The 22,029-nt window shown below is 26.9% G+C and carries 22 protein-coding genes and 1 pseudogene; 13 read left to right on the top strand and 10 right to left on the bottom strand.

Annotated elements, in window-relative coordinates; translation table 11 throughout:
• From DU473_RS05675 to metK, 7 genes and pseudogenes are all read right to left on the bottom strand, one after another.
• Positions 1-718, bottom strand: a pseudogene (locus DU473_RS05675) (hypothetical protein); the annotation flags it as partial.
• Positions 715-1,476: a phosphocholine cytidylyltransferase family protein gene (locus tag DU473_RS05670; RefSeq protein WP_131165660.1), complete on the bottom strand. Its 762-nt coding sequence runs from the start codon at positions 1,474-1,476 to the stop codon at positions 715-717. The gene DU473_RS05670 and the pseudogene DU473_RS05675, both read right to left, overlap by 4 nt.
• Positions 1,473-2,087 carry a gamma-glutamyl-CDP-amidate hydrolase gene (locus DU473_RS05665; RefSeq protein WP_131186685.1) on the bottom strand — a complete coding sequence of 205 codons (615 nt, stop codon included), beginning with the start codon at positions 2,085-2,087 and terminating at the stop codon, positions 1,473-1,475. The genes DU473_RS05670 and DU473_RS05665 overlap by 4 nt, the downstream gene beginning before the upstream one ends.
• On the bottom strand, positions 2,078-4,408 hold the full coding sequence (locus DU473_RS05660) for a PEP-utilizing enzyme (protein ID WP_131186684.1): 2,331 nt from the start codon (positions 4,406-4,408) through the stop codon (positions 2,078-2,080). Before DU473_RS05660 ends, DU473_RS05665 begins: the two co-directional genes overlap by 10 nt.
• 8 nt (positions 4,409-4,416) lie before the next feature.
• On the bottom strand, positions 4,417-5,190 hold the full coding sequence (locus DU473_RS05655) for a class I SAM-dependent methyltransferase (protein ID WP_131186683.1): 774 nt from the start codon (positions 5,188-5,190) through the stop codon (positions 4,417-4,419).
• An 80-nt stretch (positions 5,191-5,270) separates the two neighbouring features.
• Positions 5,271-6,038: a class I SAM-dependent methyltransferase gene (locus DU473_RS05650; RefSeq protein ID WP_131186682.1), complete on the bottom strand. Its 768-nt coding sequence runs from the start codon at positions 6,036-6,038 to the stop codon at positions 5,271-5,273.
• 172 nt (positions 6,039-6,210) lie between these two features.
• Positions 6,211-7,407: a methionine adenosyltransferase gene (metK, locus tag DU473_RS05645; RefSeq protein WP_131186681.1), complete on the bottom strand. Its 1,197-nt coding sequence runs from the start codon at positions 7,405-7,407 to the stop codon at positions 6,211-6,213.
• 125 nt (positions 7,408-7,532) lie between these two features.
• Between metK and DU473_RS05640 the strand changes: the two genes are divergently transcribed.
• The 12 genes from DU473_RS05640 to aat are packed head-to-tail and all read left to right on the top strand — an operon-like array spanning position 7,533 to position 18,574.
• Positions 7,533-8,411, top strand: a complete 879-nt coding sequence (locus DU473_RS05640; protein ID WP_131186680.1) for an aspartate carbamoyltransferase catalytic subunit — start codon at positions 7,533-7,535, stop codon at positions 8,409-8,411.
• A 10-nt stretch (positions 8,412-8,421) separates the two neighbouring features.
• Entirely contained in the window at positions 8,422-10,137 is a 1,716-nt protein-coding gene (locus tag DU473_RS05635; protein ID WP_131165666.1) for a M3 family oligoendopeptidase, read from the top strand.
• 22 nt (positions 10,138-10,159) lie between these two features.
• Positions 10,160-10,597 (top strand): hypothetical protein, encoded by a 438-nt coding sequence (locus tag DU473_RS05630; protein WP_131164098.1) that lies wholly within the window; start codon positions 10,160-10,162, stop codon positions 10,595-10,597.
• Positions 10,594-12,669 (top strand): ATP-dependent helicase, encoded by a 2,076-nt coding sequence (locus tag DU473_RS05625; RefSeq protein WP_131165667.1) that lies wholly within the window; start codon positions 10,594-10,596, stop codon positions 12,667-12,669. The genes DU473_RS05630 and DU473_RS05625 overlap by 4 nt, the downstream gene beginning before the upstream one ends.
• Complete coding sequence (gene truB, locus DU473_RS05620) at positions 12,666-13,484, top strand: tRNA pseudouridine(55) synthase TruB (RefSeq protein ID WP_131165668.1); 819 nt, start codon at positions 12,666-12,668, stop codon at positions 13,482-13,484. Before DU473_RS05625 ends, truB begins: the two co-directional genes overlap by 4 nt.
• Positions 13,478-13,705, top strand: coding sequence for a carbon storage regulator CsrA (gene csrA, locus DU473_RS05615; RefSeq protein WP_131164101.1), 228 nt, complete (start codon positions 13,478-13,480; stop codon positions 13,703-13,705). Before truB ends, csrA begins: the two co-directional genes overlap by 7 nt.
• A complete protein-coding gene (locus DU473_RS05610) occupies positions 13,702-14,466 on the top strand; it encodes a 4-(cytidine 5'-diphospho)-2-C-methyl-D-erythritol kinase (RefSeq protein WP_131165669.1) in 765 nt (254 codons plus the stop codon). Before csrA ends, DU473_RS05610 begins: the two co-directional genes overlap by 4 nt.
• Positions 14,463-14,921, top strand: a complete 459-nt coding sequence (gene smpB / locus DU473_RS05605; RefSeq protein WP_131165670.1) for an SsrA-binding protein SmpB — start codon at positions 14,463-14,465, stop codon at positions 14,919-14,921. The genes DU473_RS05610 and smpB overlap by 4 nt, the downstream gene beginning before the upstream one ends.
• Before the next feature lie 3 nt (positions 14,922-14,924).
• Positions 14,925-15,533, top strand: coding sequence for a thioredoxin domain-containing protein (locus DU473_RS05600; protein ID WP_131164104.1), 609 nt, complete (start codon positions 14,925-14,927; stop codon positions 15,531-15,533).
• Positions 15,533-15,823, top strand: coding sequence for an ATP-dependent Clp protease adaptor ClpS (locus DU473_RS05595; RefSeq protein ID WP_131165671.1), 291 nt, complete (start codon positions 15,533-15,535; stop codon positions 15,821-15,823). Before DU473_RS05600 ends, DU473_RS05595 begins: the two co-directional genes overlap by 1 nt.
• Positions 15,820-17,955, top strand: a complete 2,136-nt coding sequence (locus DU473_RS05590) for an AAA family ATPase (RefSeq protein ID WP_131165672.1) — start codon at positions 15,820-15,822, stop codon at positions 17,953-17,955. The genes DU473_RS05595 and DU473_RS05590 overlap by 4 nt, the downstream gene beginning before the upstream one ends.
• Positions 17,930-18,574: a leucyl/phenylalanyl-tRNA--protein transferase gene (gene aat / locus DU473_RS05585; RefSeq protein WP_131165673.1), complete on the top strand. Its 645-nt coding sequence runs from the start codon at positions 17,930-17,932 to the stop codon at positions 18,572-18,574. Before DU473_RS05590 ends, aat begins: the two co-directional genes overlap by 26 nt.
• Before the next feature lie 78 nt (positions 18,575-18,652).
• On the opposite strand, the gene DU473_RS05580 is transcribed toward aat, so the two are convergent.
• Positions 18,653-19,291 (bottom strand): MarC family protein, encoded by a 639-nt coding sequence (locus tag DU473_RS05580; RefSeq protein ID WP_131165674.1) that lies wholly within the window; start codon positions 19,289-19,291, stop codon positions 18,653-18,655.
• Between the two features lie 22 nt (positions 19,292-19,313).
• Positions 19,314-20,162 (bottom strand): hypothetical protein, encoded by an 849-nt coding sequence (locus DU473_RS05575; protein ID WP_131165675.1) that lies wholly within the window; start codon positions 20,160-20,162, stop codon positions 19,314-19,316.
• Positions 20,163-20,493: 331 nt separating this feature from the next.
• On the opposite strand from DU473_RS05575, the gene DU473_RS05570 reads away from it, so the two are divergent.
• A complete protein-coding gene (locus tag DU473_RS05570; RefSeq protein WP_131186679.1) occupies positions 20,494-21,294 on the top strand; it encodes a ferritin-like domain-containing protein in 801 nt (266 codons plus the stop codon).
• Here DU473_RS05570 and pssA read toward each other — a convergent pair.
• Positions 21,291-22,010, bottom strand: coding sequence for a CDP-diacylglycerol--serine O-phosphatidyltransferase (pssA, locus tag DU473_RS05565; protein ID WP_131164111.1), 720 nt, complete (start codon positions 22,008-22,010; stop codon positions 21,291-21,293). The genes DU473_RS05570 and pssA overlap by 4 nt on opposite strands.
• Positions 22,011-22,029: the final 19 nt, after the last annotated feature.

Genomic DNA, 22,029 nt, shown 5'->3' with positions numbered 1-22,029 from the left:
TTTTTGCTAATTTGTTCATGGTATTAAAAGCTATTTTACTATCTAGCTCTTTACAATCTATATAAAAGATTTTAAATTCTTTTTTACTTTCTAAAAATGCTTTTATGTTGGAATAGTAGTTGAAATTTGTTGTAACTTTTTTTGATGGTTGCATCCAATAAAATAAACCCTTACAATCTGGCTTAGTATTATTTATTTCATAGCCATTTTTTCCAATATAATATATAGCATCAAATTGATCATTTAGATGATAAATAGTCCTTTTATCACAAAGTCCGTGATTGATAAAAGTTTTAAACCTCGAGATAGGATCTCTTGTTAAAATGAGGATTTTGGTAGGTTCAAAAATGCTTGTTATATTTGAAATATATTTATTTTCTTTATTCCAAAAAATCAAATCCAAATAACTTTGTGAATTCTTAACCTTTTTAAGCTTTCGTTTTGCAGTATAATAGCAAGTAAGACCATCTTCAAAAGCAATAACTTTTTTTAAATTACAAAATTGTAGAAATTCTCCCAAAGCCCAATGAGCCGAAACGCTATAAGAACAAAGTATAAATTTATAATTTTTAGGCAAAGGTTTAAATTGTTTTGTAAATTTTAAAACTATGTGTTTTTCATAAGTTCTTAAGATTTTAAAATATCTATATTCCAGCCAAGCTTTAAAACCTTCCTCTTTTATAAGTTTAAAAGATTTACTTTGTGACAATGGTTTCATAAAACGATCCCTAAATCACTTTTAAAATCTATCTCACACCAATTTCCATAAATTTCTATCGCTTTAGCATTATTAAAAGTATCGATTAAAGATTGCAAAAAACTTGTCATATACATATTATTAAAATCCTTTCCATCATAAAGAATATTTTTATCAAGACTGTCATAAAAATTTAAAAAAGAGGGTAAAAAATTAGCACTTATTTTAAAAAGACCTATGTATTGTCCTTCTATTTCATCATAGCTTTTAGCCTTTTTTCCTAGCTCTTTGATAAATCCTTTATTATCAAGTTTTAAAGTTTCAGCATCATCTAAAGGATTTTCAAATCTTTTTTGCCAAAGTTTTTTCCACTCTTTATCTATCACTATAGCTAAATCATCTTTAGCTTGCATAAGTTTTTCTATGCTATCTTTAAAATAAATTATATCTGCATAAGAGACAATTAAATCTTCTTTTTGTTCCACGCATTTTTGCAAAAATTCTCTTGCACAAAAAAGAGTTTGAACCATATTTGTATTGGCATAATTTTTATTTTCATAAAAAGTATAAAGATTAAATCTTTCTTGAATAAATTTTTTTAAAATATCAAATAAATATCCACCAACTACTGCTATATCAGAAATTCCAGCATCTTTTAAAGCTTTAATCTCATAAGAAATAAGCTCTTCATTTTGGTATTTGACCATACACTTAGGATTATCTTTTGTTAAAGGCATAAGTCTTGATCCAAAGCCTGCTGCTAAAATGATAGCTTTCATTTTTTCTCCTTTACTAGCTTAAGCCACTCATTTAAAATTTTGGTATTATTAAGTCCATTTTTTCTCTCTATATGCCACATCAAGCCAAATATACTTTTATCTTTATGTTTAAAAGCTTCTATGCTTTGATCTTTAGCTCTAGCTAAAATTTCTAAATTCCTGCCTAAATTTATAATGGCATAATTATGAAAAGAGTTACTAATAAAAGAACTTCCATCATTTAAAATCACTTGATGATCACCTATATGGTCAGAAAGTTTTTCTAAGGTGGAATTAAAATAATAAGCTATCATTTGCGCCCCACGACAAATTCCTAAAAGCGGAATATCTGTTTTTAAACAATACTCAATGATTTTCATCTCATAAGCGTCTCTTTTTTTAGATAAAATATCATCACTAAATGCACTTAAATCATTCCCACCACTTAAAATAACAGCTTTTAAATAAGGGGTGTAATGATTAAAATCTATTTCATAGCTTAAAGCAAGAGGAATAAAATCTTTAAAAAGAATAGAATTTGAAAATAAATTACCCCATTCAAGTGCTAAAGTTTCTCTTAATTCTTTATATTTCTTCTCTTCTGTTAGTCTTTGTGTAATACCTATAAACAAATGATTTGCTCGCTTTCACAATCTATAATAAGTCTGCTTGCTTTTAAATATTCTGCAAAGGCAACTTCTCCAACCCCTATAACAGCAGGCATTGCAAGTTCTGATGCCCTTATAGCCATATGAGAATTAGCTCCTCCATAACAAGTAATAAAACCAGCAATATTTTTGGTAAATAAATAATCATACCCAGGATCTGCTGCATAAATAAGAATGATTTTACCTTCTAAATCAGTGTCATTTTCTTTTGCTGTTTTAGCATTAATACGCTTTTGGGTAATAAAATTTGGAATAACAGAACTTGAAGAAAAGGCAAAAATTTGATCAGCTTTATTTAAAAGAGAAGGAAGTTTTAAAGCTAAGGTTAATTCATATTCTTTTTTATGACGTTTAATTTCTTCTAAAAATTGCTCTCTAGGATTTTGAGAATAAAGGCTTGAATAAAGATTTAAAATACTTTTTATATCTAGATGTGCCATATCTTCTTTATCTATTTTATAATACTTTCCTAATTCCTCAATCATAGAAATACTTTTAGAAAGCAATTTTGTAAAATCAAATTTTACAAGTTCTCTTCCTTCAATAGCATTTTTTAAAAAAGAAAAAAACTCATCTGTATTTATATTAAGTCCATGTTCTTTTAAAATAACTTGTAACTTTTCTTTTTTATCATCATTAAGAATAAAATCTGATTTTAAATTTTCTTCTTGTCTGTGATTTTTTATATCAAAATAAGCCTTAAAATTTTCATCATATCTTGGAGATAAAATATTATAAGTCCCAGCTCTTAAATGTCCAAAAGTTTCTAAAAATTCTTGTTTGTTGTCTTCGTTTAAAGAATTTATTTTAAAACTTAAAGATTTACTTACAGTTTCTAAAGAATTTAAAAAAGCATTTTTCTCTTCTTTAGTAAAAAAATTTATTTCAACTAAAGAATTTAGCATTTGCATCGCTACAAATCCAGCTCTTGCAACCCCAGCAAAAGGCAAAGTCCCATAACGCTTACATTCTTCTAAAAACCAATAAATCTTATCAATCAAAGAAAAATCAGAACTAATAATATCTTCATAACTTTGCTTTAATTTTTTTGATTTTTCAATATCTTTTAAATAAAGTCCCTTTTTAGAATCTATAATGTCATTTGTAAGTTCAAGTAAAGAAAATTCAAGTCTTTTAATCTCATTTTCATTAAAACCTTCTTTTAGAAGAGTTTTAAGTTTATGAGGGGTATTAAAATCATAACAAGAAAATACTATATCAAATTCAACCTTATCATGTAGTTCATGGTTTTTATCAAGTTTATCAAGATAGAAATTAATTAATTTTTTTGCAATTTTTTCATCTAATTTTTTCGGAATAAAAGAATTAAAAGAAAGTCTCACATCAACATAAGGAATTCCTAAAAAAGAATGTATTAAAGGATGAGATCTTAAATCTCTATAGCCATAATTATTTCTTTGATAAGCCCAAATATTATCAGTTATTATCTCTTTATATAAACTTAAAGCTAATCTTTTTGGTTTTAAACCTATAATTTCAGCTGGATTCCAATCAGGCATTACGCCAAAAAGTGCTTTATCTCCTAAAATTCTTGGACGTTTTTCTTGTAAAGAAATAAATCTTTTATAAAATCTTTCCAAAGATTCTTTTGGCAAAGCTTTAAAAAGATTTATTTTATTTTGCATTACCAAAGGTCTTACTTGCAAACAAAAAAGCTCACTTTTTCCTTTATAAGTTGCAAAGGCAAATTCAACATCTAAAAGATTACAATCAAATAATTTTTCTAATTCTTTTATCATTGTAATAATTTGTTGATTATGATGATCCTTAAATTCTAGATAATCTCTATAATGAAAATAAACATAAGCATTATTGCTTGAACCATCTGTAATTGAACTGTTTGAACCACTTTTATCATAAGAAAGACAATAATAAGGGGCAAAATTATCCTTATCTACACTAAAAGCCACACCACAGATTTTGATATCTTCTAGCATAGGCTGGATAAGAATTTCATCTTTGGTTGAAGGCATAGAATTTCCAACTTCTTTTAAGGCTTTTAAAAGTTCCTCTTTGTCATTTGAAATATTTGCAAGAGATAAAAATGCTCCTGCATTAGAGTTTTTCGTACTATCTTCACTTTTTGATGAACTACGGATAATAAACCTTTTAGAATCTAAAATCTTAATTTTTTCTAGAACTTCTTGAGTTTTATCTTCTAATTCATCTAAAGAAGTAATAACAAGAGGTAAAACTCTTGCACTTTTTAGTTTATCTTGTAAAATAAGTAAATTTTTTGCTTTAGTTTGAAATTCTAGCCTCATTGTTATCCTTATTTTTTCTTAGCACTCCAACATCTTGTAGTGTATTTAATATCAAATTCTTTTGGAAGCCTTTCGCTCATTTTTAAGCTAATTTTTTCAAAAAGCTCTGTTCCTTCTTTGGTTTCTAAATCCCAATAAGGATTTTTAACGCTTTTCCAAGCATTAATATAATTTTCTATGCTTTGATGAAAATAAAAATCTTCTTCTATATAAACTATATTATCAAAAAGATCTTTTCTACTTTCAATAATAGGCCTTTGATCTTCTCTTCTAGTTCCTCTTGTGTAATTTGGAACAAATTCTATAATAGTATCTTCGGCAATTTTCTGAATAGGATCATTTAAATCTCTATGATTCCACATACAAGAAAAATAAGAGTTTCTTTTCAACAAACGATAACTCTCTTCTAAGGCCTCATTTCTATCCATTACATTAAAACTACTTCCAAAAGTTACCCAATCAAACTGAGCATCTTCTAAAGTAGAATCAATTCCTGTTGCCCTAACCCATTTTATATTTTGTCCTTTAGTTCTTTCTATGCCAATTTCTCTCATAGCATCATTTGGCTCCACTGAAACCACTTCACAAGATCTCTCAAGCAACATAATACTCAAATTCCCAGTTCCAGCACCTATATCAGCAACTTTTAGATTTTTATTAACATCTCCTGATTTTGCTAATGTAATTAACATATCTATAGTTTTTGGTGCATAATTTGGTCTATAACTATAAAATTTTGCGTGTTTTGTATAATCCCATACTTGTTCTACTAATTTTTCCATTTTTAAACCTTTCTTTTTATATTAATAAGCTAAATCTCAACTTTAAAACTATATTTCTTCATTAAAATGAGTTTAAAATTTTATGTTTTTCTAGCTGTCCAAGCCCTTATTTTATAAGGTATCTCTATACTTTGCATATGTGAAATTTTAGCTTCTATCATATCTAAAATTTCTTTCCATCTTTTTTCACCTGCTTGTGCTTGTATATCATTTACAGAATGCCAGGCTCCAAGATAACGCTCTTTATCCCAAAACTCTTTGTAATCACACTCCATAAAAAAGCAATCAGTGAAATCTCCTGTTGAAACAAGAATTTCTTCCCATTTTTTAACATTTTGTGTTCCACTGCTCACACGATCAAGCTCTGGAACAATATTCTTAATTTCCGTTTCAATCTCATCAAAAATAGAACCTTTTACGATATGGCGTGGATTCCAAATTGCAGTGAAATACCCCCCCCCTGTCAATATACGATTAAATTCAGGAAGTGATTTTTTAGGATCAGTCCAATGAAAAGAACTTGCCATAATAACCCAATCTGCTACATTGCTCTCTATGTTAGTTTCTTCTCCGCTACCCTTTTTCCAAGTGATATTTGAACAATCTTTGGTATATTTTATCCCTTCTTCTCTCATATTATCGTTAGGCTCAACTGCTACAATATTTAAACCAAATTCATTAGCTAAAATCTTAGTTAGTTTTCCTGTTCCAGCCCCTACTTCAACAACATTTAAATTTTGTTTATTTTTATTATTAATACAACGAATCAATTTTTCAATCAACATAGAACTATATGCAGGTCTATTATGATAATGTTTTGCAACTTTTGTAAAATCACCTTGCTTCATAAAATAAAACTCCTCAAAAATTATTAAAATTATATTTTTTCTAAATTTAAAAAACTAATTTTACCCCCCCCCATTAAATTAAGTTTAAATGAGAAGGGTAAAAAATTCAATCATAAAAAAATAAATCCAAAACCGATAATATTTCTCTACAAATCATATTTTGGATAAAAAATTAAAGCAAAGATTTAAATTGCTCTAAAGCATCAAGTTGCTCCCAAGGATAATCTTTTTGTCCTACTTGTCCACGTGCAGCTACATCAGCATACAAAAAGGTTTCTTTGCTTGGTTTATCAAGGTGAAATTTATCTCTTATCCAATTTGGAGTTAAAGCAAAATTTTTCATCACAAAATCACTCAATACCTCATCACTTATCTTGGTATTTGTTCCCATACAATCAACACTCACTGAAATTGGCTTAGCAACGCCTATAGCATAACTGAGTTGAACTATACATTTTTTAGCAAGCTTTGCTGCAACTATATTTTTAGCAAGCCATCTTGCAGCATAAAGACCGCTCCTATCAACTTTAGTGTAATCTTTAGAAGATTGCGCTCCACCTCCAATAGGAGCATATCCACCAAAACTATCAACAATGAGCTTTCTCCCAGTTAAACCACTATCATGTAAAGAACTGTGATTAACATATTTTCCTGTTGGATTGATTAAAATTCTTGTTTTTTCAGGATCAAAAAGCTCTTTTGGCAAATTTGTATCTAAAATAAGCTTCATTATTAAAGTTCTTAAATCTTCTATTTTCATACTTTCAATACAAGGTGCAGAAACTACTATAGTATGAATACTTTGTGGTTTGCAATTTTCAAAATTCTCTTTTGTTCCATAATCAATCGTTACTTGAGTTTTAATATCCACACCAAGCTCATGTGGATGATCTTTTGCATAAATATAAACTTTATCACAAAGCATTCTTGCATAAGAAATTGCCGCTGGCATAAACTCATCGGCTTCACAACTTGCAAAACCAAACATAATGCCTTGATCTCCTGCTCCAGTTTCACCATCTTCTTGGTCAACACCCTGATTAATATCTGGGCTTTGCTCGTTTAAAAATACCATAACATCAACTTCATCAGGATGCAAACACTGTTCTTTGCTAAAATGTCCCGCTCCGTTATAACCTATGTTTTTTAAAACATCTTTTACTAAATTGTCATAATCATGTTTGCTTAGCTTGTGATTTGATTTAACCTCTCCTCCAATCACAACCTTATTTCCTGCGACAAAAACCTCACTCGCCACCCTTGAATTTTTGTCATTTTTCAAGAGTATATCCACTATTGTATCAGCGATTATATCAGCACACTTGTCAGGATGACCAGGGCTTACGACTTCTGAAGTGAATAGATACATAAAAGTCCTTTCAAAAATAATTAAACTTTGCATTATAGTCTTATTAAATAAATTTATAGTTAAAATATTGGCAAGATTAAGTTTAGTTTTGTTAGAATCAAACAATTTTTATAAAAAGGAAAAAAATGAGGCATCTTATTAGCACAAAAAATTTAAGTAATCAGGAAGTTTTGGATATTTTTAAAGATGCAAAAGATTTTTTAGATAAGAAACCAAGAACGCTTTTAGAAGGCAAAAGCATTACAACTATATTTTTCGAAAATTCTACAAGAACACTTTCAAGTTTTGAAAGTGCTGCAAGAAGATTGGGTGCTAGAGTTTTACGATTAGATGTTGCAAGAAGTAGTTCTAGCAAAGGAGAAACCCTTTATGATACAGCTGCTAATTTAGATGCCATGAGTCCTAATGCAATAATAATTAGGCACTCACACTCAGGGGCTCCTCAAATTTTATCACACCATATTCACTGTCCTTTAATTAATGCAGGAGATGGAAAACATGCTCATCCAACTCAAGCTTTACTTGATTTATTTACAATTTATGAGCACTTTAAAGGCGAAATAAAAGGGAAAAAAATCACTATTATAGGAGATATTAAAAGTTCTCGGGTTGCAAACTCAAATATTGATCTTTTAACACGATTTGGACTTGAAATCACCCTAGTAGCACCACCTCATTTTATGCCAAATTCTAATTTAAACTATACTTATGATATAAAAAAAGCTATAGAAAAAGCTGATATTATAATGAGCTTAAGAACTCAGGTTGAAAGGCATGAAAAAATAGTTTATGCTTCATTAAAAGATTATGCTAATGACTTTTGCATTAATTCAAGCCTAATCAATGATAAAAAAGTAATTTTACTGCATCCTGGTCCTGTAAATAGAAATATTGATATTAGTGATGAAGTAATGAACGATCCAAGAAATTTAGTTTTAAAGCAAGTTGAACACGGAGTGGCTATTCGTATGGCTGTTTTAAAAAAATTTATTTTAGAAAACTAAGGAGAAATAAATGCTAGAATGGGATTTAACCGCATTATTTACAAATGAAAATAATCTTAATGAATTTATGCAAAAACACCTAAAAAAATCTTCTGAATTTAGATTAAAATATGAAAACAATCTTTATAAATTAAATCCTAAAGAATTTTTAAATTCTTTAAAAGAATACGAAAATCTTAATCTAGCATTGCAAAAAATTCTAACTTTTGCTTATTTAACTTTTGCAAAAGACACAACAAAGGGTTCTTTTTACGCAAAATATGAAGAAGAATGCAAAAAAATTGAAGAGAATATACTTTTTTTTGAACTAGAATTTTGCGATTTAAAACAAGAAAAGACACAAGAATTTATCGATTTTTGCAAAGATTATAGCTTTTATCTTAGCAATTTAATCAAAAACAAGCAATATAACTTATCAAAAAAAGAAGAAAGAATTTTATTGCAACTTTCAAATACAGGTGCAAATGCTTTTGCAAGACTCTTTGATGAAAGTATGAGTGCTTTAAAAATACCTTTTGAAGGGAAAAAACTAAGTGAAGAAGAAATTTTAAGCAAACTTTATCATCATGATAGAAAAATTCGCAAAAAAGCTGCTAAAAAATTTACCAAAAGCCTAGAAAAAAACTCTTCGCTTTTAACCTTTATCTTTAATATGATAAAAACCCAAAGACAAATAATTTGTAATCTAAGAGGTTATGAAAATTATGAACTCCCAAGACATATAAGCAATCAAATTTCACAAAAAAGTGTTGATGCTTTAATTCTTAGTGCTCAAAAAAATTTCCATCTTGTTTCTAAATTTTATAAAAGAAAAAAACAAATTTTAGGTTTTAATAAATTAAAAGATTATGACAGATATGCGCCTATTGGAAAAGAAGCTCACTTTGATTTTAAAGAAGCTAAAAAAATAGTTTTAAATGCTTTTGGAGCCTTTTCTAAGGAATTTAAAGATATAGCGCAAGAAGCTTTTGATAAAGGTTGGCTTGATGTATATCCAAAAAATAAAAAACAAAGCGGAGCTTTTTCTCATCCAGCAACACCTGATTCTCACCCTTTTATTTTGCTAAATTATACCGATCAAAGACGAGATCTTTTTACACTTGCACACGAGCTAGGCCATACTATACATCAAAAACTTTCTTACAAGGTAAGTTTTTTAAACCAAAATACACCTTTAACAACCTCTGAAATGGCTTCTGTTTTTGCAGAAATGCTTGTTTTTGATTATATAAAAGATAAACTCAATAAAGAAGAATTATTAACCCTTTATGCTGCTAAAATTGAAGATATTTTTGCTACTTTTTATAGACAAATTAATTTTACTTGTTTTGAAAGACGCATTTATAAAGAAAAAGATGAATTAAGCAAAGATAAGATCGATAGAATTTGGCTTGAAGAATCTCAAAAAATGTTTGGAGATAGTGTTATTTTAACCAAAAACTATGCTTGTTGGTGGTCTTATATTCCACATTTTATACACTCACCATTTTATTGTTATGCATATGCTTATGCACAACTTCTAGTTTTAGCTCTTTATGGGCTTTATAAAAGTAATAAATGTCCAAATTTTAAAGAACTATATCTTAGCATGTTAAGCTCAGGTGGTAGTATTAGTCCTAAGGATCTTATAGCTTCATTTGGATTTGATATAGAAAGTAAGAATTTTTGGGAAATAGGTATTAAAGAAATTGAAAAATTAATTAATGATTTTGTTAACTTTAAATAGTCTTTATCTTTAAGGAAAAATTATGATAGAAAAACTTTTACAAGATAATGAATTTGTAGAATTAATGCAGCAACATTGTTATGAAATAATTCAAACTTTAATTAAAAAAAATATAGAATTTTCCATAGTTTGCAATACAAAATACACTCAATTTAATCCAGAACTTCCTAAGCATTTAGATCTGAGTGAAAATCCTTATACGCTTTTTGCATTAGCAGGATATACTTTTACTTCTATTAAATTAGACAAAGAGTATATTCATTTTCATGCAGGATTTGGAACAGATGATTTTGCTACTTTTGTTAGGGTTGATTTAGGCGCCATTACTCAAATTCAAATTGAAAATAATGTTATCTTTATTAATTTTAGTTTTTATAAAAGAAAAGATGAAAATCTTGCCAAAAAATCAATAGATTTATTTTTAAATAATCCTAAAAATAAAGATATCTTTAAAAAATGATTTTTAAAGATATAAATCAAAGCCAAGAAAAAGCTATAAGGCACATAGATGGTCCTATGCTTATTTTAGCAGGAGCAGGAAGTGGAAAAACAAAAACTATTACAACAAGACTTGCTTATTTAATCGACGAAGTTGGAATTCCTGCACAAAATACTTTAACTCTAACCTTTACAAATAAAGCGGCCAATATTATGAAAATTAGGGCTTTAAATTTGATGAAAAATTCCAATAACCAAAATCCTTTATTATGCACTTTTCATAAATTTGGTCTTTTATTTTTAAGAATGCATATAGAAAAATTGGGACGTAAAAATAATTTTATTATTATTGATACTGAAGATAGAAAAAAAATTATCAAAGAACTTATAGATGAAGAATTAAATGCTTCAAATATTTCTAATTACATTTCATATTTAAAAAACCATTCTAAAAATGTAGAAATGGTTTTTAATGATTTAAACCTTTATAAAAACGACGAAGAAAAATTTAAAAAATTTGAAAAATTAGCTCTTTGCTATAAAAATTATCAAAATTATCTTTTAAAAAATAATTTTGTAGATTTTGATGATTTGTTAATGTTAAGCAATGAAATTTTAGAAAGCGATCATAATTTTGCCAAAGAACAAAGTGAGCTTTATCGCTATATCACAGTAGATGAATACCAAGATACCAATGCTTTACAATATCAAATTCTAAAAAATCTTTGTTTGGTGCATGAAAATATTTGCGTTGTAGGCGATGATGATCAAAGTATTTATGGATGGCGTGGTGCAAAAATCGAAAATATTTTAAACTTTCAAAGCCAATTTAAAAATGTAAAACTTGTTAAACTTGAACAAAATTATAGATCAGTAGGAAATATCTTAAATGCCGCTAATAAACTTATAAAAAACAATGATAAAAGATTAGGTAAAGAACTTATTTGCACCAAAGATCAAGGAGAGCAAATTAAGATTGATGAGGCACAAGATGAAAAAGAAGAAAGTCTTAAAATAGCAAAACATGTAAAAACATTACTTCAACAAGGAGTTGATGCTAGCGAAATTGCTGTTTTATTTCGTATTAATGCTCTCTCTCGTGCCCTAGAAGAAGCACTGAATAAAGAAAAAATTCCTTTTAAACTTTTAAGTGGGATTAAATTCTATGAAAGAGCAGAGATTAAAGATATCATTTCTTATCTTAGACTTTTAACTAATCTTAATGATGATTATTCTCTAAAACGCATTATAAATAGACCTAGAAGAAATTTTGGTTCTACAAGCTTAAAAAAATTAGAAGATTATGCACAAAAAGAAAAAATTTCATTATTTGAAGCTCTTAATAATCTTGATCAAAGTGATTTTTTTCCAAAAAAAACTCAAAAAGAAATTCATCTTTTTTTAGAACACATAAAAACCTTAAAAGAATGTAACAATTTAAAAGAACTTATATATCAACTAGAAGAAAAAATCAAATTAAAAGATTTTTATCAAAATCAAGCAGATTCTGAAGATAAAATTTCTAATATTGATGAATTTTATGCAAGTCTTAAGGATAAAATTAAAGAAGGATATTATGAAAATTTAGATGATATTTTAAATGAAATCGCACTCTTAAGCGATCAAGATGATTTAAGTGAAAAAAGTATTAATATTATGAGCATTCACTCAAGTAAGGGACTTGAATTTGATCATGTTTTTATTATGGGGTTGGAACAAGGCATTTTTCCACTGCTTAATGATACAAGTGATATTGAAGAAGAAAGACGCTTAGCCTATGTTGCTATCACAAGAGCTAAGAAATATCTCTATCTTAGTTTTACACATTCAAGATTTCATAAGGGTATAAGAATGCCCTTTAAAAAAAGTCAATTTCTTGAAGAAAGTTGCTTAAATATAAAATCTTCAAAAAAAGAGCATATTTTGCAAAAAAAAGAAGTAGGATTTAAAAAAGGGGATTTAATCAAACATAAAATTTTTGGTATAGGAAGGATAATTGATGTTCAAACAAGTAAAAATGAACAAAAACTCAGCATTAATTTTGGCGGTATCACACGTAATATTTTATCTTCCTTTGTGGAAAAAGTAATATGAATAAACTTTTTGTCGGTTACAAACCAAATGGAATAAGCTCAAACGCTTTTTTAAATACCATTAAAAAAAAATACAAAGTAAAAAAAGCGGGTTACTCAGGAACACTAGATCCTTTTGCCAAGGGAGTTTTAATTATAGCTTTTAATCAATTTAGTAAACTTTTTCGTTTTCTAAAAAAAACTCCAAAAACTTATAAAGCCACCCTTTGGCTTGGGGTTAAATCTTTAAGTTTAGATGATAAAAATATCACTCAAGTAACAACAATTAACCCCTATAATTTAGCCTTTTTAGAAGAAATCAAAAATAAGCTTTTAGGAGAAATTGAATTTATACCTCCTAAATTTAGTGCAAAAAGAATTCAAGGCAAAAGAGCTTATGAATTTGCTAAAAAAGGACAAGAAGTAGAACTTAAACCATGTAAAATGCATATTTATGAATGCAAAATTCTACATTATATCCACCCTTTTTTGAGTATAGAACTTTCAGTTAGCGAAGGAGCTTACATTAGATCTTATTGTGAAATTTTTGCTAAAAAATTAGGGATAAATGCAACACTAAGCTCTCTTGAGCGTATTAAAGAGGGTGAGTTTATTTATAACAATGAAAAAAGTTTAAATGTGCTACAATATCTAAATTTAAAAAAAAATTTCCTTAAAGATAGTAGTAAATTACAAAATGGATTAAAAATTGATATTCAAGAATTAACATATCAGGAAAATGGCACTTACTATCTTGAAGAAAAAAATTTTTTTTCAATTATTAACATAGAAAATAATAAAGTTCATTACATTTTAAATAAGGTTGCAAAATGTTAATATTATCACGAAAAGAAAATGAAAGTATAAGAATTGGTGAAGATATAGAAATTAAAATTGTTCAAACAGGAAAGGGTTATGCAAAAATAGGTATAGAAGCACCAAAATCTTTAATGATACTTAGAAAAGAACTAATTACACAAATTAAAGATGAAAATTTACATTCAGTCGTTCAAAAAGAAATTAAACTTGATGATCTTAGTAAGAAATTAAAAAAATGAAAGCTTATGCTAAAGCAAATATTTTTCTAAAACTCATTGGTTTTGATAAAAGATCTTATCATCTTTTAAAATCTCGTTTTATTTTAATCGAAGATCTTTTTGATGAACTTTTGATTATAAATCAAAAAACACAAGAAGGATTTGAGCTTATTAGTGACTTTGTATGCGAAAATAATATAATCAAAAAAGCCTATAATCTACTTTGTGATTATGGATATAAAAATGAATTAGAAGAATTTTTTAAAAATCAAAGCCTTAAACTTATCAAAAATATACCAACTTGTGCAGGACTTGGAGGAGGAAGCTCAGATGCAGCAAGTTTCTTACTAATGATGAATGAAAAATTGAATTTAAAAATTCCTAAAGAAAAGCTTATAAATTTAAGTTTGCAATTAGGCAGTGATATAGCCTTTTTCTTAAGTGGATGCAAAAGTGCCAATGTCAGTGGTTGTGGAGAGATCATAGAAGAATTTCACGATGATATTCCAAATTTAAAATTTACTTTTCCAGAAATTCATTGTCATACAAAAGAAGTTTATGGACAATTTGATAAAACTTCTTTTAATTTTTCAAAAAATTTTAAAGAAGCTAACAACTATGAGAAATTAAGCACTAAAGAACTCTTAGAAAATTTTGATAATCTCAAACTTAATGATTTATTTACTCCTTGTGTAATTTTATATCCTAAAATGGAAGAATATTTAATTAATGGTTTTTTTTTAAGTGGTAGCGGTAGTAGTGTTTTTAAGGTTGAAAAATGAAAAAAAATATTGCAAGAAATAAAAAAGCTCTATTTGATTATGCCATTTTAGAAACCTTTGAGGCAGGAATTGTTCTAAAAGGAAGCGAAGTTGTAGCATTAAGACAAGCTAGAACCAATTTAAAAGATTCTTTTGTTCGCATTATCAAAGGAGAGCTTTATTTACTCAATGCTCATATTTCTCATCTTAATACAACACATTCTCATTATAAACATGAAGAAAGGGCTCCAAGAAAACTTCTAATGCATAGAAAACAAATAGATAAACTTTTAGGAAAAGTAAGCGTGGAAGGCTATACTTTAGTGATTTTGGATCTATACTTTAATGTTAAAAATAAAGTTAAGGCGACATTAGCATTAGCTAAAGGAAAAAATTTACACGATAAACGTGAAAGCTTAAAGAAAAAACAAGCTGATTTGGAAGCAAAAATTGCTATAAAAAATTATAAAGGATAGAGAATGAAAAATAAATATGCTTTATTGATTTTATTATTACTAGGTTATTTTATTAGCGCCTGTTCTAACAATGAAGAAAAAATTCAAAATGATTTTTTATTTAAAGAATACAATCAAGGCGATAAAATTGTTTTAAATAGTGTAAATGGTGGAAGTAAAACACTAATAAGAACTCAAAAAGGTTTTATTGTAGAAGGAGATGAAAATAAAGTACTAATGTTTGACTTTTTTGGAACATTTTGTGCTCCTTGCAAAGAAGAAGCTCTTGAACTAAGCACTTTATGGAAAAATAATACCAAGCAATTTTTTATTATAGGTTTAACACATTTTGAAGATGTAAGTGATGCTGAAGTTAAAAAATTTGCTGATGATTATGGGGCTTATTATTTTTTGAGCAACTCTAATGAAAATAGTAGAATTATTGCGCAAATTTTAAAAGATATAAACTATCAAAGCATGGAACAACTTCCTTTTAAAGTTGTTTTAAAAAATGGAATTTATCAAGAATTGACTGATTATTGGAATGAAGGTAAAAAAACTTATTTTTATTTAGGAAAAGTTCCTACAAGCTTAATGCAACAAGACTTAAATTTAATTTATGGAAAAAAATAATGCCAAAGACACAAATTTTAGAACACACAAAACTAAAAGAACCAAAAATGTTTAAAGTTTTACTTTTAAATGATGATATTACTACAATGGATTTTGTTATAGAAATTTTAATGAATATTTTTCATCATAGTTTTGAAGTGGCTAATAATATTATGCTTGAAGTTCACTGCAATGGTTCTGGAGTATGTGGGATTTATACTCAAGAAATAGCCCTTTCTAAACAAAAGCAAGTTTCAAATGCTGCCTTAATGGCTAATTTTCCATTAAAAACAAGAGTAGAAGAAGAATGAAATATCAAGAAGAATTAAAGAAATTTTTAGAAAATGCCAAACAACTAAGCAGTATAAACCACCATGAATTTGTTACTTGCGAACACGTATTATTTGTTCTTTTAAAATTAAGCGAAAATTTTAAAGAAATATTTAAAGAGCTAGACGATAATGACAATTTTACGCTTTTAGAAAACGAACTTAAAAATTATATTAGTCAAAAAAATCAAATTTTAAGCAAAGAAGTTGTGCCTGAATTTTCTTTAGTATTGGAAGAAATTTTATCTAAGGCCAAAAAAGAAAATCCTTTACAAGAAATCACAATTATTGACTTTTTAAATCAACTTTTACAAGATGATAGATCTTATTCTAATTTCTTACTTCAAAAATATGGTTTAAATCTTGATAAAATTCAACAAATTAGAAATTCCAATAAATCAGAAAATCTTAATACCTTTGCAAGTGATTTAACAATCTTAGCACAAGAAGGAAAAATAGATCCTTTAATTGGTAGAAAATTCGAATTACAAAGAATTATGCAGATTCTTTGTAGAAGAAAAAAAAATAATCCTATTTTAGTAGGAGAAGCTGGTGTCGGAAAAACAGCCATTATAGAAGGACTAGCCTTAGCAATTTATGAAAAAAAAGTCCCAAAACAACTCCTTGATGCAAAAATTTACAGTCTAGATTTGGCCAATCTTTTATCTGGAACAAAATATAGAGGAGATTTTGAAAAAAGAATTAAAGATATTTTAAATGAACTCAGTTCCATACCTAATGCTATTTTATTTATAGATGAAATTCATACTATTGTTGGTGCAGGAGCTAGTAATGATTCTTATACTGACTTTTCCAATCTCTTAAAACCTGCTCTTAGCAATGGAAGCTTAAAATGCATCGGGGCTACAACATTTATAGAATACAAAAACACCTTTGATAAAAATAAAGCTTTAAGTCGTCGTTTTGCTAAAATTGATATTGATGAGCCAAATGAAGCCGAATGTTTTCTTATTCTTCAGGGTTTAAGACCTAAATATGAGAAATTTCATAATGTAAAATTTAGCGATGAAATACTTAAATCAAGCATAAAATGGGGTAAAAAATTTTTTAATGACAAATTTTTACCAGATTGTGCTATTGATCTTATTGATGAATTAGGTGCCTCATTTGCACTCGAAAAAAAACAAAAAAAGAATGTAACCTTAAAAGACCTAGAATTAACACTAGAAAAAATGACCAAGTCTCATAAAATTTTTGAATTTGATCAAAATAGTGCTTTAATTAAACTAGCCTCTAATTTAAAATCAGTTATTTTTGGACAAGATGAAATTATTGATAGTATTTGCAAAACTCTTAAACAAAGTTATGTAGGATTTAAAAATCAAAACTCTCCTAGAGGCGTTTTTCTTTTTACAGGTTCAAGTGGAGTAGGAAAAACAGAACTTTGTAAAAATTTAGCCAAATTTTTAGGACTTCACTTAGAAAGATTTGATATGAGTGAATATGCCGAAAAACATGCTTTAAGTAAATTTATAGGATCTCCTGCTGGATATGTTGGTTATGAAGATGGTGGACTTTTAAGTAATGCGGTTAGAAAAAATCCTTTTAGCGTAATTTTATTTGATGAAATCGAAAAAGCTCATCCTGATCTTAGTAATACTTTTTTACAAATATTTGATAATGCAAGTTTAACAGATAATAGCGGAATAAAAATCGATTTTCAAAATACCATTATCATCATGACCTCAAATCTTGGTCTAAAAGACTACAATGAATTAGGCTTTTTAAGTCAAAAAGAAGAAAAAAACAATAGAGCTATTAAAGATTTTTTTGCTCCTGAATTTATCAATCGCATTGATAAAATTTTACATTTTAATGATTTAAATGATGATATTTTAAACAAAATTGTTCAAAAAGAAATTAATGAAATTTCAAAAAATTTACAAAATATTACTTTAGACATTGATGAGAAAGCTAGGGTTTATTTAGCTAAAAAGGCCTACAATAAAGAGTTTGGTGTTCGATTATTAAAACGCATTATATCTGAAGAAATTGGGGAAAAAATAAGCGATGAAATTCTTCAAGGAAAACTCAAAAATGGGAAAATAAAGATTAAACTTGATAAAAATGGAAAACTTCAATTTATATACTAAACTTTTAAAAGCTCCAAAAGATGCTCCTGTATTTTTAACTTCTTCACTAGAAGAGAATTTTATACTTAAAGCTTATACTTTTGGATTATTCCCTTGGACTAGTAACCCAGTGACTTGGTGGTGTCCAGATCCTAGGTGTATTCTTTTGCCCAAAGATATTCATATACAAAAAAATATAAAAAAATTTTGTAAAAAATATACTATTAAGCTTGATTTTGATTTTTTAAATTTAATAAAACTTTGTAAAGATACTAGAGAACAAAGTTGGATAAATGATGATTTTATATATACATACACCAATCTTTTTAATCTAGGATATGCTCATTCTTTAGAAATTTATAAAGATGATATTTTAGTAGGAGGAATTTATGGACTTATAATAGGAAAGGTATTTTTTGGCGAAAGTATGGCTGGAATAGAAAAAAATGTATCAAAAATAGCCTTGATTAAACTCTGCGAGTTGCTAAGACCTTATGATTTTTTAATAGATTGTCAAATTTACAATTCACACTTAAAATTCATGGGGGCTAAAAATATCACAAGGGAACAATTCTTAAAAATATTAAGCAAAAAAACCCAACTAAATAGTGGATTTAAAAATTTTAAAGAACTTATATAATGTTATAATATTAAGTTTGCCGTTAAATTTTTATCAAAATTATTTTTTATGTTTAAATAATTTTATAAATTACTATCTCTATAATTTATATAAATTAGTTAATCCTAATAAAATCATTTTAATTCCCATAGCAACTATAAAAACTTGCACTATCCTAGAAAATACATGTAAAATTAATTTTCCAAAAATTTTTTCTATCGTTGCTGCAAAATGAAATAAAAAAAACATAAACATAAAAGCCAAAACAGTAGCACCTAATGCTACATCTAACCCACTGTCTTCACGAATAACTATAACAGCAGCTAAAGTTCCAGGCCCAACAAGCATAGGAAACGCCATAGGAATAAGACTTTTTCTTAAGAACTCTTTTTCGCTTAAATCTTGATAATGTGAGAAATCTTCAACAACTGTTGAAGCAGAAAAAAGTAAATTTCTAACTGCCATGATCATAAGGATTAAACCGCCAGCTATTCTTAAATGATCTAAATCAATTCTAAAAATATAAACCATTAAATAAGATCCAGAAAACAAAAAAACAAGAACAATCAAACAAGCAGTGTAAAGTATATTTCTAAAAAGCTTTTTACGTATAGCAGTTGGCAAACCTTCACTCATAGCAATAAACTGAGTTAAATTTCCAAAAGGATTTAACACAGCGAGCAATGCAATAGCAGAAACTAATATTAGGTGAAATTCTGATTCTAGATCAACAAACATTCTTTAAACTTGATCAAAAAAATTATTTAATATTATTAGTAATTTTCATTAAATCCCCTTTTGAAAAAGGTTTTAAATCTTTATACGATATCTCAAAAAAATCCAAATTTCTACCTACTTCTGCCAACAAAAGACGTAAATTGATATAAAGAGAATTTTCTTTAAATGATATATCTTGCTCAAGAACATTAAAATTATACTTATTATTAAAAAAATTCAAATTAGCCAAATCATATCTTTTATGAATTTCAAAGTAGTTTTTAAGCTTTTCTGTAATCAGTTTTCTAAAAGCTTTATTATTTCTAACAACATCTTTTAAAACATATGTTTTTATCTTTTTATCTTTAAGATTAAGCGCAAAACCGCTTTCATAAAAAGAAGGATGTGCTGCAGAACTATAAGAATAATCTACAAAATTATCAAAAAATATCATATCTTTAACTATATAAGTAATTTTTAAAGTATTATTAAAATCTTTACCGTATATATTAAAAGGATCTTTTTTTAAAAAATTATCCTTATCTTGTAAAATTTTTTCCAAAGTTTGATCCAAAGTTATAAAATCTAAATTTTTATTAAATTTCTGATTTTCAAAACTGCCTAAAGTAATATTTAAATCTGGTATAAAAAATAAATTATTGTTATAAGAATTTAATGCTTTAACCTTGCCTTGCGAAGTTAAATTTTCTACTTCTAATTCTTTTTTTAATTTAATATATTTAATTGAACAGATATTGTTTATTAAGCATTTATCTTTTTCATTTTCAATTAAACCATAATTTCCATTTTTTATACTAAAACCATAATCTTTAATCTCATAAGCATAGAGATTAAACACAAAAAATACCATTGATATTAAAATTCTAAACATCACTTCACTTGCCTTAAATAATTTTAAAATTATAAAGTAAAAAATTTAATATTTTTTAAAATTTAACTATATTAGTTTTCTTAAATAATATAAATTTAAACCTCATTAAAAACCTATATAATTATAATAACATTATTCATCTCATTTTTATCCTAAAAATTTAATTAATACTAAAAATTTTTCATTATTATTTGTATCATTTAAACAACACAAAATAACAAATTTTTCATAGCTCCTAAATATTAAGAAAATACATATAAAATAATATATGTAAATATAGTCAATATAAAAATATTTATAGTAAAATATACAATTAAATCAAGGTTCATAAATGAAAAAAGAATTTTTTAATACTTTAGAAAAAATTTTATATAATCAAAATCTAAATCAAAAAATTAATGATTTTTATAATTTTTATGATGATTTTAAAAGCAAAAAAATCATTTTTGATCACTCTAATATAAGCGTTCTTAAAGAATGTAACTATGAAAAAGTAAAATTTATACATCCTACACGCATAAGAAGACCTAAATTTACTAAAAATATAAAATCTCTAGCTCAAATTATACATTCAATTGCCCACATTGAATTTAGTGCTATTAATTTGGCTTTGGATAGCGCTTACCGCTTTAAAAATCTTCCTTTAAATTTTTATCAAGATTGGCTAGAAGTTGCAGATGAAGAAATAAAACATTTTCAATTTTTAAATCAAGCTTTAGAACAGTTAGGATACAAATATGGGGATTTCTTTGTTCATGATAATCTAGATTTAGCTTTAAAACTAACCAAAGATTCTTTAGCCTCTAGAATGGGAGTTGTTCATAGAGGATTAGAAGCTAAAGGACTCGATGCAAATCCTTTTGTTTTAAAAAAAATACAAACAAGCGATAATGAAATTAAATCTTTTTTAGAAGAAATTTTACATATTATCTTAAAAGATGAAATTACACACGTTAGCAAAGGAGATTTTTGGTGGAAATTCTCTAAAGATAAAAAAGAGAATTTTTTATCTTTATGTAAAGAATTTAAAACCTTTTCTTTGGCCGGAAAACAACTTAACTTTGAAGCAAGAATTCAAGCAGGTTTTGATCCTTTAGAATTACAAGAAATTGATAAATTTTATAATAATTAAATCTTCTTAAATATTATAATTATAAAATTATACAAAGCTCTAGTAATTCCATATAAAACATAAAGGCTTACCAAAAAAACTAGAGCTTCTAATGGATAAAGATATAAAAAAGAAAAAATTATCATTAAAATAATCAAAACTTTTAAAAAATTTGCACGAGAAAAATCAACCTTTTTAAAGCTTGGATAACGTATATTACTCACCATCAAAAATCCAAGAATTGCTTGCAAAACTAAAAAAATAAAACCATAAGATTCTAAAAATTCATATTTTATATAAGCATAAGTATAAATTGCACTTACAACAGCTGCAGTGGGTATAGGTAAACCTATAAATACAGAAGGCTCATATGTCCCAGTTGTTACATTAAATCTTGCCAAACGAATAGCACCAAACACAACAAAAAAAGCTGTGATTAAAGATCCTAATTTTCCATAATCAACTCCAATACTCATATAAAAAAATATTGCTGGAGCGACGCCAAAAGCAACTAAATCCGCCAAAGAATCAAATTCAACGCCAAATTTTGAAGTAGTTTTTGTTAATCTTGCAACACGGCCATCTAATCCATCACAAATTAAAGATAATATAATGTAAAATAAAGCTTTTTGATAATTTCCTTGTATAGAAGAAATTATTGAAATAATCCCTAAAAATGCCGAAATAGCTGTAAAAAGATTGGGCAACACATAAATAAGCTGAGGTTTATTATTCATAATTTCTCCTTTAAAAAAT

This window comes from Campylobacter novaezeelandiae (assembly GCF_004323845.1).
GTDB lineage: Bacteria > Campylobacterota > Campylobacteria > Campylobacterales > Campylobacteraceae > Campylobacter_D > Campylobacter_D novaezeelandiae.
Note: the sequence above shows the minus strand (reverse complement) of the source record. Positions and strands in the feature narration are given on the sequence as shown.